This window comes from Archangium lansingense (assembly GCF_026626635.1).
Taxonomy (GTDB): Bacteria; Myxococcota; Myxococcia; order Myxococcales; family Myxococcaceae; genus Archangium; species Archangium lansingense.
Genome location: NZ_JAPNKA010000001.1, coordinates 607,790 through 628,153 on the forward strand (window position 1 = coordinate 607,790; position 20,364 = coordinate 628,153).

Annotated in this window: 20 protein-coding genes; 6 read left to right on the forward strand and 14 right to left on the reverse strand. The window is 69.1% G+C overall.

Annotation, left to right across the window (positions count from 1 at the left end; genetic code table 11):
* Window position 1 precedes the first annotated feature (1 nt).
* From OV287_RS02360 to OV287_RS02375, 4 genes are all read right to left on the reverse strand, one after another.
* A complete protein-coding gene (locus OV287_RS02360; RefSeq protein ID WP_267532328.1) occupies window positions 2-1,534 on the reverse strand; it encodes an Hsp70 family protein in 1,533 nt (510 codons plus the stop codon).
* Between the two features lie 23 nt (window positions 1,535-1,557).
* The gene (locus OV287_RS02365) at window positions 1,558-3,528 is read right to left on the reverse strand and encodes a protein kinase domain-containing protein (protein ID WP_267532329.1); all 1,971 of its coding nucleotides are present in this window, start codon (window positions 3,526-3,528) and stop codon (window positions 1,558-1,560) included.
* A complete protein-coding gene (locus OV287_RS02370; protein ID WP_267532330.1) occupies window positions 3,525-4,775 on the reverse strand; it encodes a hypothetical protein in 1,251 nt (416 codons plus the stop codon). The genes OV287_RS02365 and OV287_RS02370 overlap by 4 nt, the downstream gene beginning before the upstream one ends.
* Before the next feature lie 135 nt (window positions 4,776-4,910).
* The gene (locus OV287_RS02375; protein WP_267532331.1) at window positions 4,911-5,441 is read right to left on the reverse strand and encodes a hypothetical protein; all 531 of its coding nucleotides are present in this window, start codon (window positions 5,439-5,441) and stop codon (window positions 4,911-4,913) included.
* Between the two features lie 255 nt (window positions 5,442-5,696).
* Between OV287_RS02375 and OV287_RS02380 the strand changes: the two genes are divergently transcribed.
* Both OV287_RS02380 and OV287_RS02385 read left to right on the forward strand, forming a co-directional pair.
* Window positions 5,697-6,377, forward strand: coding sequence for a Crp/Fnr family transcriptional regulator (locus OV287_RS02380; RefSeq protein WP_267532332.1), 681 nt, complete (start codon window positions 5,697-5,699; stop codon window positions 6,375-6,377).
* 547 nt (window positions 6,378-6,924) lie between these two features.
* Window positions 6,925-8,547, forward strand: coding sequence for a sensor histidine kinase (locus OV287_RS02385; protein ID WP_267532333.1), 1,623 nt, complete (start codon window positions 6,925-6,927; stop codon window positions 8,545-8,547).
* Between the two features lie 24 nt (window positions 8,548-8,571).
* On the opposite strand, the gene OV287_RS02390 is transcribed toward OV287_RS02385, so the two are convergent.
* The 7 genes from OV287_RS02390 to OV287_RS02420 form a co-directional block, all read right to left on the reverse strand.
* Window positions 8,572-9,108 carry a putative outer membrane beta-barrel protein gene (locus tag OV287_RS02390; protein WP_506344819.1) on the reverse strand — a complete coding sequence of 179 codons (537 nt, stop codon included), beginning with the start codon at window positions 9,106-9,108 and terminating at the stop codon, window positions 8,572-8,574.
* A gap of 234 nt (window positions 9,109-9,342) precedes the next feature.
* Window positions 9,343-10,254, reverse strand: coding sequence for a S1C family serine protease (locus OV287_RS02395; RefSeq protein ID WP_267532335.1), 912 nt, complete (start codon window positions 10,252-10,254; stop codon window positions 9,343-9,345).
* Window positions 10,251-11,147 carry a S1C family serine protease gene (locus tag OV287_RS02400; protein ID WP_267532336.1) on the reverse strand — a complete coding sequence of 299 codons (897 nt, stop codon included), beginning with the start codon at window positions 11,145-11,147 and terminating at the stop codon, window positions 10,251-10,253. Before OV287_RS02400 ends, OV287_RS02395 begins: the two co-directional genes overlap by 4 nt.
* A 218-nt stretch (window positions 11,148-11,365) precedes the next feature.
* Window positions 11,366-12,004: a LuxR C-terminal-related transcriptional regulator gene (locus OV287_RS02405; RefSeq protein WP_267542274.1), complete on the reverse strand. Its 639-nt coding sequence runs from the start codon at window positions 12,002-12,004 to the stop codon at window positions 11,366-11,368.
* 130 nt (window positions 12,005-12,134) lie between these two features.
* Entirely contained in the window at window positions 12,135-12,539 is a 405-nt protein-coding gene (locus OV287_RS02410; protein WP_267532337.1) for a DUF5684 domain-containing protein, read from the reverse strand.
* A gap of 131 nt (window positions 12,540-12,670) precedes the next feature.
* Complete coding sequence (locus tag OV287_RS02415) at window positions 12,671-13,111, reverse strand: hypothetical protein (RefSeq protein ID WP_267532338.1); 441 nt, start codon at window positions 13,109-13,111, stop codon at window positions 12,671-12,673.
* The gene (locus OV287_RS02420) at window positions 13,095-13,670 is read right to left on the reverse strand and encodes a hypothetical protein (protein WP_267532339.1); all 576 of its coding nucleotides are present in this window, start codon (window positions 13,668-13,670) and stop codon (window positions 13,095-13,097) included. The genes OV287_RS02415 and OV287_RS02420 overlap by 17 nt, the downstream gene beginning before the upstream one ends.
* Window positions 13,671-13,801: 131 nt before the next feature.
* Between OV287_RS02420 and OV287_RS02425 the strand changes: the two genes are divergently transcribed.
* Window positions 13,802-14,269, forward strand: coding sequence for an NUDIX domain-containing protein (locus OV287_RS02425; protein ID WP_267532340.1), 468 nt, complete (start codon window positions 13,802-13,804; stop codon window positions 14,267-14,269).
* Window positions 14,270-14,307: 38 nt separating this feature from the next.
* Here OV287_RS02425 and OV287_RS02430 read toward each other — a convergent pair whose 3' ends face one another.
* The 3 genes from OV287_RS02430 to OV287_RS02440 are packed head-to-tail and all read right to left on the reverse strand — an operon-like array spanning window position 14,308 to window position 17,432.
* On the reverse strand, window positions 14,308-15,231 hold the full coding sequence (locus OV287_RS02430) for a WD40 repeat domain-containing protein (protein ID WP_267532341.1): 924 nt from the start codon (window positions 15,229-15,231) through the stop codon (window positions 14,308-14,310).
* Window positions 15,232-15,246: 15 nt separating this feature from the next.
* On the reverse strand, window positions 15,247-17,070 hold the full coding sequence (locus OV287_RS02435) for a class I SAM-dependent methyltransferase (RefSeq protein ID WP_267532342.1): 1,824 nt from the start codon (window positions 17,068-17,070) through the stop codon (window positions 15,247-15,249).
* The gene (locus OV287_RS02440; RefSeq protein WP_267532343.1) at window positions 17,070-17,432 is read right to left on the reverse strand and encodes a hypothetical protein; all 363 of its coding nucleotides are present in this window, start codon (window positions 17,430-17,432) and stop codon (window positions 17,070-17,072) included. The genes OV287_RS02435 and OV287_RS02440 overlap by 1 nt, the downstream gene beginning before the upstream one ends.
* A 104-nt stretch (window positions 17,433-17,536) precedes the next feature.
* Between OV287_RS02440 and OV287_RS02445 the strand changes: the two genes are divergently transcribed.
* The 3 genes from OV287_RS02445 to OV287_RS02455 are packed head-to-tail and all read left to right on the forward strand — an operon-like array spanning window position 17,537 to window position 20,334.
* Window positions 17,537-18,088 carry a hypothetical protein gene (locus tag OV287_RS02445; protein WP_267532344.1) on the forward strand — a complete coding sequence of 184 codons (552 nt, stop codon included), beginning with the start codon at window positions 17,537-17,539 and terminating at the stop codon, window positions 18,086-18,088.
* Window positions 18,089-18,099: 11 nt separating this feature from the next.
* Window positions 18,100-18,636, forward strand: coding sequence for a DUF4123 domain-containing protein (locus tag OV287_RS02450; protein ID WP_267532345.1), 537 nt, complete (start codon window positions 18,100-18,102; stop codon window positions 18,634-18,636).
* A gap of 15 nt (window positions 18,637-18,651) precedes the next feature.
* The gene (locus tag OV287_RS02455) at window positions 18,652-20,334 is read left to right on the forward strand and encodes an isovaleryl-CoA dehydrogenase (RefSeq protein WP_267532346.1); all 1,683 of its coding nucleotides are present in this window, start codon (window positions 18,652-18,654) and stop codon (window positions 20,332-20,334) included.
* The last annotated feature ends 30 nt before the right edge of the window (window positions 20,335-20,364 follow it).

Below are 20,364 nucleotides of genomic sequence, written 5' to 3' on the forward strand. Positions count from 1 at the left end.
CTCAGGGCGAGGTGGCGGTGGGAGGGCGCAGCGTCGCCTCGGCCTTGCGGCCGGTGGCGGGCTCGCGCGCGGTGACATGGAGGATGCCATCCGCGTCGATGGTGAAGTCCACCTCTACGCGCACGGTGCCAGCGGCGGCCGCGGGCAGTCCTGCGAGTTGCAGCTCTCCGAGGTAGCGGTTGCCGTCCACGGTGGGCGCCTCGCCTTGGTACACCTCCAGGTCCACATGGGTCTGGTGGTCGAGGGTGGTGGCGAACACCTTCGTCTCGCGCGTGGGGATGGTGGTGTTGCGGGGGATGAGCACGCTGAAGCGGCCGCCCTCGGTGCGGATGCCCAGGCTGCGCGAGAGCACGTCCAGCAGCAGCACCTTGGGCAGCTCGGGCGAGGTGCCGGCGATGATGTCCGCCTCGAGCGCGGCGCCGAGGGCCACGGCCTCGTCGGGGTTGACGGAGCGCTCGCCGGGCCGGCCCAGGTACTTTTCCGCGCGAACGCGCACCGCGGGCATGCGCGTCATGCCGCCCACCAGGACAACGCGGTGGATGTCCGCCAGCGTGAGGCCCGCGTCCTGGAGGGCCTGCTCGCACGGGGAGCGCAGCCGCTCCAGCTCCCGGGTGGCCAGGTTCTCCAGGAGGGTGCGCGAGAAGGAGGGGATGGACAGGTGCAGGGGCCCCTCGGCCGCGGCGCCGAGGAAGGGCAGGTCGATGGCTGTCTGCTCCAGCTCGGAGAGCGCGCGCTTGGTGGACTCGGCGGCGTCCTTCAGGCGCCAGAGGGCCTCGGGGTTGTTGGCCAGGTCCACCCCGGTCTGCTTGAGGAAGATGCGGCGCAGCGCGTCCACCACGAGCTCGTCGACGTTGTCGCCGCCCAGGAAGTTGTCGCCGCAGGTGGCGAGCACCTGCACCACCTCGTCCTCCACGTGGAGCAGGGAGATGTCGAAGGTACCGCCGCCCAGGTCGAAGACGGCGATGTTCTCCGGGCGCGACTCGTCGAAGCGGCAGGCGAGCATGGCCGCGGTGGGCTCATTGAGGAGCCGGTGCACGGTGAGGCCGGCACGCTGGCCGGCGGCCTTCGTCTCCTGGCGCTGCACCTCGTCGAAGTAGGCGGGCACGGTGATGACGGCGCCCTCGACGCTCTGGCCCAGTTGGGCCTCGGCGCACTCCTTGAGGTAGCGCAGCACGTGGCTGGACACCTCGGCCGGGGTCATCACCTGGCCGTGCACGCGGATGGCGGCGTTGCCCGAGGGGTCGGCCACCACCTCATAGGGCATCAGCTTCCGCATCTGCTGGACGGCGGGGTCCGAGAAGCGCCGGCCGATGAACCGTTTGACGCCGAAGACGGTGTCGCGCGGGTGGAGCACGGCCTGGCGGCGTGCCGCGGTGCCCACCGTGACCTTGCCCGAGGCGTCAAAGCCGACGACGGACGGGGTGGTGCGCTCGCCCTCGCGGTTGGGCAGGACGCGCGCATGACCCGTGGCCGGGTCGGCCACCGCCATGCAGCTATTCGTCGTGCCCAAGTCGATTCCGAGAACGATTCCCATACACCCATCCCCCCCAGCGTTCTTCAGGCTGCTGCCAGCAGCCCTACCTCCGTGAAGAGCAGCGCAACTCGGCGCAAGGCTACTTCATCCTCCGGACGCTTGAGTTCCGCAAGCGCGCTGGAGAGGGTATTTCCCGGCTTGTTGAGCAGTGAGGAGGCTCGCAGCTCGGTGGCCGAGAGCGCCAGGTCGCCGGCCGCCACGAGGGCGTCCGGGTTGCGGTGGAGCGGCTTGTGGCGCAGCGGCTCCTGCTCGTGGACCAGGCGCTCCAGCGGGTAGTGCGCACGCAGGCCCTCGTTGAGCAGCGCCAGTCCGCCCAGCCGCTCCTCGGAGCCGTCGGTGATGGGGGCCTCGCCCTCGAAGAAGGCATAGCGGCCACCCGTCCAGCCGAGCAGGCTGAGGGCCACGGTGCGCCGGTGCTCGCGCGTCCACTCGGCCAGCTCGGCCGGGGAGAGGACGCGGGCCGCGAGCAGCGCGTCCAGCAGCCGTCCGGAGAAGGGGCGCGTGTGCTCCACCGCCCGCTGCCATTGCTCCGCCGACAGCTTGCCCGTGTTCAGCAGGAAGGGGCCGAAGCGGTCCGAGGCCAGGCCCGAGCGCACGGCGATGATCTGCCCCGCCTTGAGGAAGACCTCCTTGTGGGCGCGGTTGTGCTCGAAGTGGAGTCGGCCGGTGGCCTTGGTCAGCATCAGCCGCGCCATGACGCGCAGCGGAGCCACCCGAGAGAGGTTGCCGGCGTAGCGAGGCGAGCGGGCCTTGGCGAGCCAGGCCTCGAGCCGCTCCTGGGCCGCGGCCGCCACGGCGCTGATGCCGGGGAAGGCGGAGGGCGGCAGGAAGGGCCCACCGGACTGGGACACCTGCGCCTGCGGCGACAGCTTGCCCGAGGCGAAGAGCAGCCGCACGTCGTCCTCGCCCAGCTTCGCGAGGGACAGGCCGCCGCCCGGCTCTCGCACCGCGTAGGTGGAGGTGGCGGGCTGCTGCTGGGCGGGAGGCGCCTCCTGCGCCAGCAGCGCCGGGGGAATGGGGGGCTGTACCGGCGGGGCGCGCACCTCCGGCTCGTAGTAGTTGGCCATCAGCGCGGCCAGGTCTCGCTGGGACACGCGCAGGCCGGCGGACAGCAGGAACTCGTCCAGCGCGTCGAGCACATCGGCGGCCGTCTGGAAGCGCTCGTCCGGGTTGGCGAGGATGCACCGGTTGACCACCGCGCACAGTGGCTCTGGCAGGAAGGGGGCGGCGTCCTGGAGCCGCAGCGGCCGGGCCTTGAGCGTCACCGTCTGCTTGAGCACGTCCATCACCGGGCCGGGCTTGAAGGCGTGCCGCCGTGACAGCATCTCGTAGAGGGTGATGCCCAGGGCGAAGATGTCGCCGCGCCCGTCCGGCTTCTTCCGGGCGAGCTGCTCGGGAGGGATGTAGCCCGGCTTGCCGCGCACGTTGGTGGCGATGTCGCCGGTGGCCGAGCTGCCCACCAGCGCCACGCCGAAGTCCAGCAGCTTCACCTCTCCCTCGAAGGAGATGAGGATGTTGGTGGGGTTGACGTCGCGGTGCACCAGGTGGAGCGGCTCGCCTGCCGCCGAGCGCGCGCGGTGCGCGTAGTCCAACCCCTTGAGGACCTCCATGGCGATGTAGCAGGCCAGGTGCACGGGCAGGCCCTGCCCTCTGGCCGACACGCGCTTCATCAAGTCATAGAGATCGCGGCCATGGATGAACTCCATGGCGATGAAGTACTCGCCGCGCTGCTCTCCGAAGTCGAAGATCTGCGCGATGTTCATGTGCTGGAGGAGCGCCGACAGCCGCGCCTCCTCGATGAACATCTGCACCGCCGACTCCTGCTGGGTGGCCTCCGGCAGCACGCGCTTGACCACGACCGGCTTGGCGAAGCCGCCCGCGCCGAGCGCCACGCCGCGGAAGATGTCCGCCATGCCGCCGCGGCCCAGGTGGCTGAGCAGCACATAGCGGCCAAAGCGGGCCGGTAGCGCCTGGTACCCGGACTGCGTGCTCATTTCTTACCGGATCCGTCGAGAGAGTCCTGTTCGCCGATCATCTCGTTGAACATGTCCTCGCTGATGATGAGTGTGCCCGGGCGCTCGGGGGTGGGCCGGTGCGGACCGGGGATGGGCGCGGGCGTCAGGGCAGGGCCGGAAGGCATGACGCGTGCGCTCGCCTTGGGCATGAAGGCCGCCGCCTTGGCCGCGGCGGGGGACAGCGCCGGCACGGGGGGCACCACTGGCACGGGGGGCGGCAGCGACGGGCGGGGCGACTCCAGCTCGTCGAGCGGGCCGAGCATGATCTCCATGCTGGGCACCTTGCGCTCGGGCGTCAGGGGCTTGCTGGCCACGGGAGGCGGGGCAGCCGTGGCTTCCTTTTCGCCCAGTGTCTCCAACAGGCTGTTGGCGAGCTGCATGGTGCTGTTGCCGAACATGGTCTCGGCTGGCTTGGGCTTGGTTGGCACCGGTGCCATGGACGGCGGGGGCGGGACCTTGGGCGGCGGCGGGGCCTTGGCGGAGAGGTTGACGACGCTGGCGGGCGCGGGGATGGGCTTGGGAGAGGTGGGCGAGGACGGAGCGGAGGAGGACTTGTCCCCCGTGAGCAGGACGATCATCCTGCGCAGATCCTCGATGGTCTGCTCCTTGGCCGTGAGCGTCTGCTCCCGCGTCGTGAGGTTCTTCTCGAGCTCGGCCACGCGGTGGGCGAGCCGGTCGCGCTCGGCGCGCAGCTTGGGCAGCGTCTCGTTCTCGGCGCGCAGCCGCTGGAGCTCCTCCTGCTGCGCGGCGGAGGGACCCGTGGCCGTCTCCGCACTACCCAGTCCGCGCACCTGCTCACGCAGGGTGTTGAGCTCGTGGAGCCACATCCGCTTCTCCTCGCGGGCGATGGCCTCCTGCTCCCGCTGCTCCGCCTCCCGCCGCGCCAGCGCGCTCTGGAACTGCTCGCTGACACCGCCGAGCGCCGACATGAGCTCCTTGAGGCCGCGGCTGGCGCGCTCCAGGCGCTTGACGCCCTGGCTCTGCTCATCGATGCGCTCCAGCAGCTTGGGCAGCACGGCCTGCTGGGCCTCGCGCACGCCTGCCCGGCGCAGCTCGTCGCGCTGGGCCTCCAGCCGGGCGAGCTCCTGGGTCGCCTGCCGCAGCAGGGGGAGCACCAGCTCGGCAACGCCCTCGGCCTGGCGCCCCAGCTCGACGCAGCCCTGTCTCACCGATTGGAGGTCCGCCGAGGAGTCCGCTGATGGCTCCGTGCTGGTTGCGTTCCTCATCGCGCTTGCTCCACTCCCTCCTCGAGGCGTGCCGTCATCAAACCACGCGCACCCGCCATGATACCCCACCGCCCCGTGCTGGGCTTCATGGGGTTGTGGGCTTGGTCGTCAGAGCACCAGCCTGCTGGATTGCTGTCATTTCCCCTGCAAATGAGAGGAGGACGCTCGCTGGGGTAGCGAGGGGAAGGGCTCGAAGGACTCCAACGCGAGCTGTCCGAGGTCCACGTTCGCCTCCGGCAGCCGCTCGATGTCCTCGGCGAACCAGGGCGTGTCGAGGTGGGGCGGGGTGGGGGGCGATGGTGCCGGGGCAGGGGCCGAGGCAGATGCAGATGCAGAGGCCTCCGACTCGAGCGGCTCCGTCTCGATATCGGATTGCGAGAGTTCTACCGTGAAGGTGAGCACCGGCTGGGGCTCGGCGCGCCGCGGGCCGGAGACCTCCACCATGGGACGGCGGCGAGGACGCGCCCCGCCCTCACCGGCCTGAGTTCCGGGAGAGGCGGGGGTCTTCGGAGGGGGCTCCGCCGGACGCACGCTCACCTGCAGGGCGGCACCGCATCCCGTACAGCGGATGACCTGGATGCCGGGGCCCGCGAGGGGCACCACCGTCCCACAACGTGGGCATAGGGGGCGCGCGGCCGGGGTGGAAGAGGGAGCCTCTGCGGTCATGGGCTCGTCGAGCTCCGAGCAACACGACAGGGGCATCCACGCGTGCTGGTCTCGGCGTTACACCATCGACGCATCATTCCGCAAGCGGACTCCACGGTCAACGTGACGGCAGAGGCGGAGGCGCATCCTGTCGGCTGTGTAGGCGGGGGAGCATTCACACTGGGGGTGAAGCCGATAACGTTTGGACACGGGCCCCAGGAGGTGGAGACTTCCGGTGTTCGCCCGATTCACCCGTCCGAAGTTCGAGGTTTTCACATGCCCTACGAGTCGTTGCTGGCTCAGATTCCCATGTTCGAGCACCTCGCGAACGAGGATCTGCTTCACTTGTCAGGGCTGCTCCAGCAGCGGCGCTACAGCAAGGGCGAGGTCATCTTCCATCAGGGGGATGTGGGCACGGCCCTCTTCATTGTGCGCAAGGGCGAGGTCGCCATCCGCCTGAGCTCCGCGGAGGGGCGGGAGGTCATCCTGGCGCTGCTGGGCCGGGGGGACGCTTTCGGAGAGCTGGCGCTGCTGGATGGGGAGCCGCGCTCGACGGACGCGGTGGCGCGGGACGAGACGCACCTGCTGAGCCTGCACCAGGAGGACTTCCGGCGATTCCTCAGTGAGCGCCCGCAGGTGGCCATGGGGCTGCTGGCGGTGCTCAGTCGCATGGTGCGGCGCGTCACGCAGTTGGTGCATGACTCGGCCTTCCTGGATGCGCGTGCACGGCTGGCGCGGGTGCTGTTGGACCTGGCCCGGACGCAGGGCCAGCCCGGTGCCGAGGGCGGCATCCTCATCCCCAAGCTGACGCAGGCAGAGCTGGCCAACCTGTGTGGGGTGACGCGAGAGAGCGCCAACAAGTGGTTGCGCTTCTACACCCGCGAGGGGCTGCTCACCTCCGAGGGTGGGCAGATCACCATCGTGGACCCCGAGCGCCTGCGCCGCGACGTGGACTGAGGAGGGAGGAGCCCGCGCCCCCGCGCGGACTCGACTCCCAGAAAAAATTGGGCGGAGGCCGCGCCCCCCAGCGCGGCCCCCTGGCCCTTGGGAACCTGGACGATACCCAACCCTCGCCTTCCCCAGGCGGAGCGGGGCGGAGTCCCCCCGGCGAGGTATTCGGCGGCCATCCCCCCCTCAGGACATGGCGGCCTTCGGCGGCCTCGCACAGACATCACTCCGCTCGCACCTCGGGCGCGGCGTTCGGGTCAAAAGGGGCATCGAGTCCCTGTTCCCAAGAACCGTCATACCGCGATGGCCGGTCTGGGGCTGTGAATCGACTCACTGCGGGGGTGTGAAGCCGTTCACAGACACGCGGAGGGAGTTGTGCTGGGGCGCCGGGGCCGGTTGCCCGCAGCCCATCCGGGCACCCCTCCGAGGGGCGGCTTGGATACCCCAGGAGCAGGGCGCGCTTCCACCCCCCGGCGGACCCAGGGCGCGAACGGGCTTCGAAGAGATTCCAGTGCTAGACAGTTGCTCCTGAGTTCCGAGGATGATGCCAATCGAAATGACATTGCGCAGCCGGGTGCTGCTCTTCGCGTCGGTGGCGGTGGGGTGTGTGGCGCTGGCGGGAGGCGCGCTCTACTTGCTGGCGACCCGGGGGCAGCAGGGTCTGGTGCAGATACTCGCCATCCAGGCGCAGATGGAGATCTACGGCCGGATGACGGACGACTCCTTCGGGTACCTGCACACGCTGCTCCATACGAATGAGACGGGCGGAGACACTCAGGCCGTGCTCGAGGAGCAGGAGAAGCGCTTCGAGGCGGCGTTCGGGCGCCTGCAGGAGTTGGTGCGCGAGGAGCATGTGGATGGCACCGAGGCGGAGGAGCTCGCGCACATCGAGCAGCTGTGGCGAGCGCACCAACGCTGGCTGAGGAACTCCGAGGAGCGTGTGCGGCGGGCTCCAACGGGGGCGGAGGCCATGCTGCTGCATGACGCACTCTACGCCTTCCGAGAGAACGTGACGCCGCACCTCGCGCAGGCCTGGGACACGGCGCGCGCGGACCTGGAGGCGCACAAGAGCAAGGGCCAACGGGAGCTGGGGCTCGGCCGGGTGACCGGGGTGCTCGTGCCGCTGGTGGCCGTGGTGCTCGTGCTGTCGATGGCCTCCATCATCTACCTCAACATGCGCCGCGCGCTGAGGACGCTGCTGGAGCACGCGGAGCGCATGGGCGCGGGGGACCTGGACAGCGAGCTGCCGGTGAAGGGGGATCGTGACGAGTATGACCTGATGGCGCGGGCCATCAACCGCATGGCCGTCCAGCTTCGGGCCGCGGCGCACGAGCGGGAGCGCTACAACGCCCTGCTGGAGCAGACCGTGCAGCAGCGCACCGCCGAGCTGGAGCAGACCAATGCCCGGCTCACCGACAGCCTCGAGCAGCTCCAGTCCGCCCAGTCCCAGCTTCTCTTCGCTGACCGGCTCGCCACCGTGGGGCAGCTCGCGGCGGGCGTGGGCCACGAGCTCAACAACCCGCTCGCCTTCGTCCTCAGCAACCTCAACTATGCCCAGCAGGTGGTGACGGAGATGGAGGCCGCTCCCACGTCAGTGGAGCGCCGGGAGCTGTTGGAGTCGCTCGCCGATGCGCGCGAGGGCGCCGAGCGCGTCCGCCTCATCGTTCGGGATCTGCGGATGCTGTCCCACCCAGATGACCGGGAGATGGGCCCGGTGGACCTGGTGAAGGTGGTGCGCAGCGCGGCGAAGATGGCGGCGCACGAGATTCGTGGCCGAGCGCGGTTGGTGCAGCAGGTGGACAACGTGCCCCCCGTGCTGGGCAACAGTGCCCGCCTGTGCCAGGTGTTCCTCAACCTGCTCATCAACGCGGCGCACGCGATTGCTCCGGGTGCGGTAGAGCGCAATGAAATCCAGCTCTCCGCCCGGGTGGACAACACCCAGTGCGTCACCGTGGAGGTACGTGACACGGGCAGCGGCATCCCTCGGGACAAGCTGGAGCGCGTCTTCGAGCCGTTCTTCACCACCAAGCCCGTGGGCGAGGGCAGCGGGCTGGGGCTCTCGGTGTGCAAGAGCATCATCTCCGCGCACGGCGGAGACATCTCCGTCGAGAGCGAGCCGGGCCAGGGCACCACCTTCCGCGTGAGCCTGCCGGTGTATGGCGGCGAGGCTCGCGCGTGAGGGGCCCGGCTCAATGGCCGCCACCTACCAGGTGGCGCCGAAGTTCAGGGTGCCCATGTAGCTGCCTCCCTCACTGAACGTCTCGTCGCCCGGCAGGTTGATGTCCGACGGGGGCACGGCCAAGGCGAACTCCTGGTCGAAGAGGAGGTTGTAGTTGAGGCGTGCATCCGCGGTGAAGTTGCCCACGTGCACGCGCAGACCGGCTCCCAGCGGGACGCTCCCCACGTTGTCGTCCCGGAAGCCCAGCGCGGTATTGCGGACGTTGTAGTGGCTGTAGCCGAGTCCGGCGAGCACGTAGGGCTGCACCGGGGCGGCGGTGAGGCCCACGGTGGCTACGGCCTGGCCTCCATTGCGCACCAAGTCCGGACCGCTCGTCTCCCCAAGGGGGACGGAGTCATCGAACTCGTTGAGCGCGCCAGAGTAGCCGAGCTCGAAGCCCAACACCTTGGTGGGCCTGATGATGAGGGTTGCCCCGTAGCCCACACCCGGGTTGACGTCCTGCCCGAGCGTATTGGTGTAACCCTCCACGCCGCCCCCCACCAGAACGCTTAAGCCTCGCATGTCCGCGCTGGACTCCTGTCCGCCCTGCGCCAGGGCATTTCCGGCCCAAAGGGCGAGCACCGCCACACCAGCGAATAGTGTCCTCTTCATTCGTTCCTCCAGGAGGGGCTGTGGTCAACCTGGGGAAGCTGGGAAGCTCGTGCCATGGGACAGGCAGCGGACCGGGCGGCTATCCGCGCCTGTCTTCTCCGGGCCCCCGGCCCGGCTCCGCGTGGGCTCGGACGCGTACGCTCCTCACGCTGCCTTGCTCTGCTCGCGAGCGGTGGTACGGGCGCGCAGGGTGCGGCGACGGCCCTTGCGCAGCACCTCCAGGCGCACCTCGGGCTCGGGGGCGAGTGCCAGCAGGCGCTGGACGTCGTCCACACTGGTGACAGGCCGCTCGTCGATGCCCAGCAGCAGATCCTCCGCCTCGAGGCCTGCGTCGTCTGCCGGAGAGCCCTCGCCCACCTTCATGACCCGCACTGCGCGCGGCTGACCTACCTCCTGGGCATGCTGGGGCGGGAGGTTGATGGCGGTGGCGGCAATGCCGAGGAAGCGCCGCTCCACCTTCCCCCGCTGGATGAGCAGGCTGGCCACCCAGGCCGCAGTGGTGGCGCTCACCGCGAAGCCGATGCCCTGTGCGTACGGCAGCACCAGCGTGTTGAGGCCCACCACCTGCCCGTGCATGTTGAGCAGCGGTCCTCCTGAGTTGCCCGGGTTGATGGCCGCGTCCGTTTGCAGCAGCCCCTCGAGAATCACCCCATCGGGCAGCGGCAGGGTGCGATTGATGGCGCTCACCACGCCCAGCGACACCGACTGCTCCAGGCGGAAGGGGTTGCCGATGGCCATCACCAGCTGTCCCACGCGGACGTCATGCGGATCCGCCAGCGGCAGCGTGGGGAACTTCGTGCCTCCCTCGGCGCGCACCACCGCCAGGTCCGTGGGCTGGTCCGCCCCCACCAGCTCGGCGCGCACCTCGCTCCCATCGTGCAGCTCGAGCAGGAGCTTGCCCCGGCTGCGCACCACATGCCGGTTGGTGAGGACGTAGCCGTCCGGTGTGAGGAAGAGGCCCGTACCGTGGCCTCGCGGGTGCTGCACGGCCACCACCGCGGGCGCCGCCTTGGAGACGAGCGACTCGAGCTCGTCGGAAAATTGCTGGAGAATCAAGACCGCCTCCCGATGGTGATGGGGACCTCACGCACTTCACCGGCACGCAGCACCTTCGCCTGCACCTGCGTGCCCACCTTCTCGTCGCCGAGGTAGCCGAGCAGCTCCTCGATGCTGTTCAGCGGCTGGTTCCCGAGGCTCACCAGCACGTCGCCCATCACCAGGCCCGCTCGGTCCGCGGGGCCCTCGGGCTCGACGGAGAGGAAGATGAGACCACCCTCGTTGCCCACTCGCTCCGAGAGGTGCTTGGGCAGGCGGACGGGGTGGGCTCCGACGCCGAGGTAGCCTCGGCGGATGCCTCCGTGCTGCAAGAGGGCTTGGGTGACTCGGCCCAGCGTCTCCCCGGGAATGACGACGGCGGCGGTGCGCGACAGGGCCGCCGTGAGCAGGCCCAGGAAGCGGCCCTGTGCATCCACGAGCGCCCCTCCGGAGAAGCCGGGAGGCAGGTCCGCGTCCGTCTCCAGGTAGCGGTCGATGCGGCCACCCGCGAAGGTGCGCCAGCCCTCGCCCAACGCGCTGACAATGCCGAGGGTGGCACGTGCGGTCCGCCCGGGACGGCCGAGGGCGAGCACGAGGTGGCCTACCTTGAGACCGTCGAGCGGCGCAGGCGCGAGCGGCGTGAGGCCGGGGAGGTCTGCCTTGAGGACGGCGAGGTCCGTGGAAGGGTCTCTCCCGACGAGCTCCGCGGAGACGGTGCGGCCATCGGCGAGGCCCACGGTGATGGAGCCTTCGTGCTCGATGGCGTGGTGGGTGGTGACGATGTGGCCCTCCGCGCTCCAGACGAGGCCGGTGGCACCATGGCGGCGGCGGGCCTCGATTCGGACGATGCTGGGAGCGAAGCGCTCGACGATGGAGGCGAGGGACTGGGAGAGGGCGGCGAGGTCGGCGGACATGAGCGTTTCCTTTCGCTTCAAAAGCTAAAAGGCACGCCCGCGCGGCACATCGGCGAGACGGATAGCCACCGACCTACCTAAACGGGTAGTCCCCCTCTCCCTTTGGGCGAGGGACGGGGTGAGGGTCTTCCCCCAGAAGAACAGTGCCCCGACTCTCCCCTCGCCCTTCGGGAGAGGGTCGGGGTGAGGGTGCCACGGCTCCCGTGTTCCCCACTGTGTCAGAGCGTCACGAGTCCCATGCGCGCGGCTCTGACAACAGCCTCGGTGCGGCGCTGCACGCCGAGCTTGGCGAGCACCGCGTTCACATGGAATTTCGCAGTGTGCTCGCTGATGTCGAGCCGCTCGGCGATGGCCTTGTTGGAGAGGCCCTCGGCCAGCAACGCGAGCACCTCTCGTTCCCGAGGCGTCAAACCCTCCGGCGTCGACGGAGACGCCGAGGCTCGCGGGGTGGCCCTGAGCGCGGCGAGGGCCGGGTCGAACACGGAGAGCCCTCGGGCCACGGCTCGGAGCGCGGCGAGCAGCGGGGCGGGAGCCACATCCCGGAAGAGCAGCCCTCGGGCACCCGCGGAGAGCGCCCCCTCTCCGGCGGACTCATCGGGGACGAGCGCGAGCACGGGAGCGCCGAGCTCGGGGGCCTCCATCCGTCCACTCGGCTCGGCGGGGTGCAGACCCACGTCCCACAGCACGACATCGGGAGCGGCGTCGGAGCGCGAGGACTCCACCTCCGCCAGGGTGCCGGAGGCGATGACAGCGAGGTCTCCCGCTTGCTCGGAGAGGGCACGAGCGAGCGCACCCCGGGCGAGAGGGTCCTCGGCGACCAGGATGAGATGGACGGGGGCGGCGTCGGAGTCCAGCACAGTGCCCATGCCTAACGGGCCCCCTCGCGCTTTGCCCGGCGAGGCTGAAAACACCACGGCGGCGGCGGAGCGGCTCTGGGTCCGCTCCACCACCGCCGGGTGGGAAACACTCGTGGGAAGTGGCCTGCTACTACATCGCGGGCCGGAACTGGGGCTGCCCCCCAGCGCCACCGGGACCCTGGTACTCCGCGTCACCAAAGGCGAGCATCGGGTAGAACACGAAGCCCAGCAGCATCAACCCGACGGCGAAGCCGATGCCCTTGCCGAAGGCATTGGCGAGGCTGACGGTCATCAGGATGGCGATCACGAAGTTCACGAACGGGATGAAGAACAGCACCAGCCACCAGGCCGGCTTCCCGGCGATCTTCAGCAGCACGATGATGTTGTAGAAGGGCACGAGGCAGGCCCAGCCCGGCTGGCCCGCCTTGATGTTGATCTTCCACATCGAGGCAATCATCAGGGCGGCGAAGCCCAGGTAGAAGATCGCTCCAATAAAGCCAATGCCCGACGAGGCGCCATCCATCTGCGATTCCATCTTGTGAAACCCCCTCTTTCGATTCTGAAAGGTGTCCGACGAAACGGACGATTTTGAACAACGGCCCCAGGGTATAGGCCGAGCACGCACCCGAGCGCAAACCCGTGGAAGGGAGAGGGCCTCCTTGGGTTTTACGGCGAGTGCACCAGCCGCCGGGCGTCCCAGATGGCCACGGCCAGCATCACGAGGGCGATGAGGTCCGTCGGGTCCACCGTATTGCTCGCTGGATGCCGCAGCAGGGCGGTGAGCACCGCCTCGTACAGCCTGTCGGCCGGGGGGGAGGTCTTGATGGCGGTGAAGAGGAGGCCGACGCCCAGTGCGGCCCAAGTCACCCGGCGCACGACGGACCGGGCCTCGCACGTGGGCCTCGCGAGCGTCCACAGCTCGGCGACGAGGAGGGGCGCGAAGTAGAGGCCCGCGAAGTCGGAGAGCTTCCCGGTGAGCCAGCCGGGTAGCAGGCCCGCCCCCTTGAGCACGTGGTCGTTGAGCGCCACCAACACCATGGCGGCCACCGGCAGCACGCGGGTGAAGAGGGCGGGACGAGCGTCCGCGAGCTCAGTTGCCGCCGCCATCCTGCGTCGCTCCTTGCGGTGGACTCTCGGGCCAGCGGTACACGCTCCGGGCATCGGCCTCGACGCGGCAGTTGCACCGGAACTGCATGGCCCCGATGCCGAAGCCGAGCTCCGCCTCCACCGGCCCATCCGGTGCGTACAGCGTGAGGAAGGCCGCCCCTGGCTCGGGCAGGAACGACGGCTGGCCCCGCTCCTTGTCGTCGAAGAGCTCGTCCTGCGGGGCGAAGAGCACGAAGGCCACCGTGCCGAGCGATCCCAGTTGCTCCCCCACCACGTACGAGGCGCTGGGAGAGAGTCTGGAGAACTCCTCGGCCGGCGGCGGAGTGGGGGAGAGGAGGCCCACGAGCCGTCCAGAGCGCGACCAGGTCCGGACGTACGAGTTGGAGGCGAAGCGCGTCCCTGAATCGCCTCGCACGAAGAACTCGAGGATTTCGGCGCCTCCACCGGGAAGCTGGACGGGGTAGGTGATGTAGGAGGGGGTGTAGGGCCGGGCCATCGAGGTGGCCAGCATCACCGAGCACCCCATGGCGAGCAGCAGGACACGGGCAAGAGGACGCATGGTGGAGGAACGTTACCGTGCGCCTCAGCCGCCGTCGCTGCCACCCGTGCCCGCATCCATATGCATGGACGACGCGGGGAGGTCAGGCAGGCCGGCTGTCAGCAGCAGCTCGGAGCGTGTATGGATGATGCGTGCGTCCCCCTGGCATGAGCCCGTCCATTACCCAGTTCGGCAAGAAGGTCCCAGGCAAGGTCTATGTCGACCGGCCCGGTGCCTATGCCGTGATTGTCAACGCGCAGGGCGCGGTGGCGCTGATTCGTGTTCCCCAGGGCTATTTCCTCCCCGGCGGGGGAATCGATCCCAACGAGGATGCCCGCTCCGCGCTGGCCCGGGAGGTGCTCGAGGAGACGGGGCACGAAGTGCACGTGGTACGAGAGCTCGGCTGGGCCGCTCAGTTCCTCGTCGCCCGTCACGAGGAGCTCTACCTGAACAAGGTGGGGCAGTTCTTCGTCGCCCGGCTGGGGCCCAAGAGGCAGGCGCCGCACGAGGTGGATCATTCGCTCGAGTGGCTCCCCATGGCCGAAGCCAAGAAGCGGCTCCGCCATGAGTTCCAGTCCTGGGCGCTCGCGCGGTTCGAGTCTTCCCATGACCGGCCCTAGGGTGCGCCAAGCCCCGGAAGCTCAACCCGCGAGCGGACTCACGGTGATGCGAGGAGCGCGAGGCCGGCGGCCCGGTCGAGGAGCTCCTCCCCGGTGCTCGCGTCCACCACCCCGAAGCCGCCCTCCTCGTCCACCCACCCGACCCGCCCGCCCCTCGGACGCATCACCACCTGCGTGATGGACGCCTTCGACACGGTCCGCCGTACCAGGGGCTCGCCGAGCTCATTCACCACCCACAGCTCTCCCTCTGGCGTCCCCAGGACCAGCCGGGAGCCGTCATCGGAAAGTGCCGCCGCCGTTGCCGGCGTGAGCCGCTGCCCCTCGCTGACGAGGTCTCCGCTCGCGGTGTCGAAGACCTGGTAGTCGTCCCAGTAGATGAAGAACCGGGCGCCGCTGGCCGACAGCCCCACGAGGCCCTCCAGGTGCGCGAGCTGCATTCCATCGATGGGTTGGTGCTCGGAGAGCACCTGGTTGCCGGCGCGCTCCCAGCCCATCCACTTCAGCGCGGACAGCAGCACCAGCCGCGCACCGTCCTTGGACGTGCCGAAGGCATCGAAGGAGACGGGCTCCTTCCCATCCGAACAGAGCGCTGCCGGGACCAGGCCGTTTGCTGTTTGGGGTGACCAGAGAAAGCCCCGGCGCCACCCATCCACCGTCACGTACTGCCGCGCCCCGAGGATGGCCGCCTGACGAACCTCCGACGGAGCCTTGAACGCGTCGACCTCCGTGCCCTCCTCGGCATGACGGACCGCGACGGCGCCACTCGCGTCCGCGGCGAGCAGCAGGCGCCCCTCCGGGCAGACAGCAAGACACCGGATCGCGGCCCCGAGGGACGGCAGCCAGCGGAGCGTGGAGTCCCGGAGTGACAGCCGCGCCACGGAGCCCTGGCGGGTGCCGACCCAGGCTACATCCCGCGCGGAGCAGTCGAGCGTCAGCGCGGTGGCGAGCAGAGAGGAAGTCATAGCGGCCGTGAACCTTCAGGGATTCTGCCACCCATAGACCCGGGCATTGTTGATGTTCGGCTCGCCGGGATTGAAGTTGGGAGCGCTGTACCACGAGGGGTGATGATCGGTGCTCGTGAAGTTGGTCCGGTAGTACACGAAATAGGTCGCATGCGTCTCCCAGCTCGCCAGGTTCGTCATGGCCGGGACCGCCAGAAGCCCGAAGTTGAACCCCGCGGTCAGCGTGGCGGCCCACTGCGCCGAGCCGTTGATGAAGAGCCAGCCTCCATTCTTGAGCACGCTCGGGCCGTGGTGGCGGTAGCTCCGGAGCAGGTAGCCCTGGAGTCCGACGGAGTCGACGTTGGATTGGTAGTGATTGACCTGGTTGTTCGGGAACTCGCCGAGTCTCCCGTACCAGGCGGGGGCGATGGCCGTGGCGTTGTAGTACTCGAACGCGTCGCGGATGCGCAGGGGCAGGGCCGTGGTGTTCGCGGCGCTGTACTGGAATGCGATGTTCGTATCCCGGGTGTTCTGATGGTTGAGTTGCCCAACGGCCGCTCCCCGGACGAAGTTTCGCTGCGTCGCGTAGTGCGTGGCGGTCGGGCTGGTCCGGTATGGGTCGATCTGCGCGGCACCGAGCGCGACCCCATACCCGAAGCTGTAGACGCTGATGGCCTTGCCATTCTTCCGGTTCAAGCCATGCGCGGTGGTGAGCCCGAGGACCTCGCACATGTGCATCCCATAGCCCGGGTGCGGGTTGTTGAAGACCACCGCGTCGAAGGCCCCGTAGGTGCCACGGGCATTGGCCCAGTGTCCCGCGTTGGTCGCATCGAACTGCGCGCCGTGGTTGACCAGGTTGCGCTCCAGGGCCGTCTCGACGCGATCGTGCTGGTCGGCATGAGCGATGGTGGCGCCCGTTTCCCAGTTGCGGATCTGCATGTCATCGGGCACGTCCACGACGTTGGTCACGTCGTACTGGGTGGCGACGACCCAGCGGAAGCCCTCCGGGTCCGCGAGCGCATCCTCGTACTTGTTCGCCAGTCCCACGGCGTACTCGAAGAACGTGCCCTCTCCCACCACGAGGACCTGGGGGAAGCGGAAGTCGAAGCGGAGCCGCACCGCCCGGTCATGGCGCGACACCGACAACCGGAGGCCATTGTCCGCCACGAGGCGGAAGGTCGCGTGGTCATGCGTCGCGTCGTCGTCGCCCACCGCCCGCTCGGTGCCCTCGGTCCAGACCTGCACCCGTGAGTCGTCGGCGATGAAGCCGAAGAGCCCCACGCTCAGCTCGTGAACGGCGGCGCAGGAGAGGCGATGGTTGATGATTTGCACCGTGGGGGTCGCTCCCCCGCTGGCCTGGAATGCAATGTCCGTGTCCGCGGCGGCGCCGCCGGGTGGGGTCGTGCTGCAGCTGAGATTGAGGGCGGGTGTCCAGGCCTGAGGCCAGGCCATGGCCCCCGTCCCGGGCTTGTGGGTCCAGACCTCGACGGTGAGCTGGAATTCGCCGGAGACCGGAATGGCGAGCTGGGTCGTGTTCGTCGGCGCGCCCCCCACGTTGGCGGTACCGAACCAGCGCCGCGCGTCGTCCGTGAGCTCGACACGGACCGCCGCGTTGGCGAAGTCCGCCGCCGCTTCGTAGACGAAGGTGACGAGCCCGCTGCCATCGGTGGTGACGGTGTGGGTCTCCGCGCCCACGGTGACGCGCACCTGGGTGTCCGCGAGGGCGGGGGTGTTGTGCGCGAGCTGGTCGCGGACGAGCAGGGTCAGGTGGGCCCGGGGTGCCTCGGGCTGCTCACACGGGAGGACTGACTGCGCGGGAGCATCGGGCGGTCCCCCCGAGCGGGCTTCGATGAAGGCCATTATGCGGCTCCCACGCGTTCGAGGGCATCGAGCTTGGCGGTGCCCATGAGATGGGGATCGTTCAGGACCCGGGAGACGGGATCGTCTCCGCCGGGGTTTGGTGCCTGGCCACGCCGGAGTATCCAGAGGCCATAACGCGTGACATCCGCGGTGAGGATGATGCCCTGTGCCGCCGCCTGCCGGAGCGGGGCCCTCAGTAATGCGAGGAGCTCCTCGTCACTCCTGTCGATGCAGGACTCGGGAAGCTCCGCGCGCGCACGGACGACGATGTCCGCCAGGAAGCTCTCCCAGAGATGGTCCTGGAAGACGCGCATCTGTTCGCGCCGGATGGTCAACATTGCGGCCAGGAAGGGTAGAGACATCCGTTCCCCGCTTCCACTGTTCGCGTCCACTTTCTGAAAGACAACGGAATGTCATCCAGCCGACTCCGGCGGCGACGTGATACACAGGAAGAACTGGAAGACCTATGAACCACGGACCCCCCCGACTCAGTGAATCGTGGTCGCTTCGAGACGGTGCTTCCACCGTGCACATCCGCCGCCGCCAGGACGTGCCTGTCCAGGAGGCCGCGCGCGGACTGGCGCCCAGCCTGGTGCGTTGGAAGTTGGAGCACTGGATGCATTCTTCGCCGGGCGCGCTCCGCTCGCTTTATGAGAGCCTGGGAGGACGGTGGCCCTGGGAGCTGACGAGCCTGGAGCGTCAGGCCCACGCGCAGCGGGTGGTGAATCGTCTGGTCGAGGCCTTCGAGTCGGGCGAGCTGGTTGCAGTTGTCGAGCAGATGCCGCGCTTCGCGGGCCATCTGCCGGAACGCACCAAGACGAGCCCCCGGGACGAACCGCCGGCTCGGCCCAGGCCCGTTCCGGAATCACCGAAGCCAGCGCCCGCCGCTGCCGGGCCCGCGATGGATGCCGCGGCCCAGGCCCGGATCCTTCGCGAGGCCGCTCGCCAGGGTGTGCCATTCTGTGAGGAGTGCGAGAAGCGCAGAGCGTCACGACAGCAGACTCGGGCCGCGGCATGAAGGGGCGGGCCATGCGGACCGATGTGCTCATCGACACCCTATGGCAGACCGTGGACGAGGACGCTCCCCTCGAGGTCTACGCCGTGCTGGATGCGGCCCGGGACGAGGCCCTGCTGCCCTTCGTCTTTCGCAGTGGTGCTCGGCATGAGTGCCTCTACGAGGGTCCCGTGCCGCGCGAGCTGCTGGAGGTGGCCCCCTACCTGGTTCCCCTGCGGCGCGACGCCCCCTTCACCCAAGAGCTGCTGGAGCGCGCCTGGGGCCGGGCCTGGGGGCTCTTCCTGGTGAGCTCGGCGGATCTGGTCACGGTGCGCCGACACCTGCGCCACTTCCTCAAGGTGAAGGATGAGCAGGGGCGGCGCCTCTACTTCCGCTACTACGACCCGCGCGTGATGCGGGTGTACCTGCCCACCTGCAACGAGCACGAGCGTCGGTTCATCTTCGGTCCCCTCCACTCCTGGGTCATGGAGGGTTCCGAGGGCGCGACGTTGCTGCGCTACGGGTTGGGGCCCGAGAACGAGCTGATCGAGCAAAGGTACGAGGCGGTCTGATAGGAACACCCCCCCATGAACGAACACGGCTCCGTCGCCGAAGGCTTCATCACGCACCAGGTCACGAACCAGGCCCCGCCGCTCGTCTATGACGCCTGGGCAACCGATACGGTGTTGCGTGAAGCCGTGAGCCGGGAAGGGGGCGCCTGGGCGGAAGCAGAGCTCGCGAAGTACGGCCCCCTCGTGGGCGGTGAGCTGATGCAGCTCGGGTTCGTGGCCAACGAGAACAAGCCGAAGTTCAGACCGTTCGACCGGTACGGCAACCGCCTGGACGAGGTGGAGTTCCATCCCTCCTACCACCGCCTCATGGAGCTGGCCATCGCCCATGGCGTGCCCAACTTCGCCTGGCGTCATGAGGACAGGTCCGGTGCTCACGTGGCCCGCATGGCGCTGTTCTATCTGCACAACCAGGCAGATCAGGGCACGAGCTGCCCCCTGACGATGACGTACGCCAGCGTGCCCGCGCTGCGCCGCCAGCCCGAGCTCGCCCGGGAATGGATGCCGCGCGTGAACTCGACCACCTATGACTCGCGGTTCATCCCCGCGGCGCAGAAGCAGGGCGCCACCATTGGCATGGGCATGACCGAGAAGCAGGGCGGCTCGGATGTGCGGACGAACTCCACGCGTGCGCATCAGCTCGCGAGCCGGGGGCCCGGGCAGCCCTATGCACTCGTTGGCCACAAGTGGTTCTTCTCTGCACCGATGAGCGACGCGTTCCTCGTGCTCGCGCAGGCCGAGGGCGGGTTGTCGTGCTTCCTGCTGCCGCGCTTCACGCCGGATGGCCAGCGCAATGCCATCCGCATCCAGCGCCTCAAGGACAAGCTCGGGGACTGGAGCAACGCCAGCTCCGAGGTCGAGTTCCAGGGCGCCACCGCCTGGATGGTGGGAGAGGAGGGCCGTGGCGTCGCCACGATTCTCGAGATGGTGGCCCTCACGCGCCAGGACTGCATGATTGGTTCGAGCGGCCAGATGCGCCAAGCGCTCGTGCAGGCCATCCACCATGCGCGGTACCGCAAGACCTTTGGCAAGCGGCTGATCGAACAACCGCTGATGCTCAATGTGCTCGCAGACCTGGCGCTCGAATCGGAAGCGCATACCGCGTTCACCGCGCGCGTGGCTCGGGCCGTTGATGCGAGCCATCGGGAGCCTCGGGAAGCGGCCTTTGGCCGTATCGCGACGGCCATCGGCAAGTTCTGGGTGTGCAAGCGCGCTCCCGCCTTCATCAACGAGGCGCAGGAGTGCCTCGGCGGTGCTGGCTACGTCGAGGAGTCGAACCTCGCGCGGCTGTACCGGCAGGCCCCGCTGAACTCCATCTGGGAGGGGAGCGGCAACATCCAGTGCCTCGACATGCTGCGCGCGGCCACGCGCGAGCCGGCCAGCCGTGACGCCCTGTTCGAGGAGATCCTCGCCGCCCGGGGCGGGCATCCGGCGCTCGATGCCGAAGCCGCACGCCTCGTGAAGGAGTTCGACGACCTGGGCACGCTCGAGGCGCGCTCGCGGTTCATCGTCGAGCGCCTCGCGTTGGCGCTTCAGGCCTCCATCCTCATCCGCGCCGGCAACTCCCAGGTCTCGGACACCTTCTGCGAGTCGCGTCTGGCCGGTGCCCATGGACAGACGTTCGGCACGCTTCCGGCCCACGCTCCGATGTATGCGCTCATCCAGCGTGCCTTCCCGGAAGGGGTCGAGACCCCTCGGTGAGTGGGCCGGCGGAGCTACCTCACCGCCACG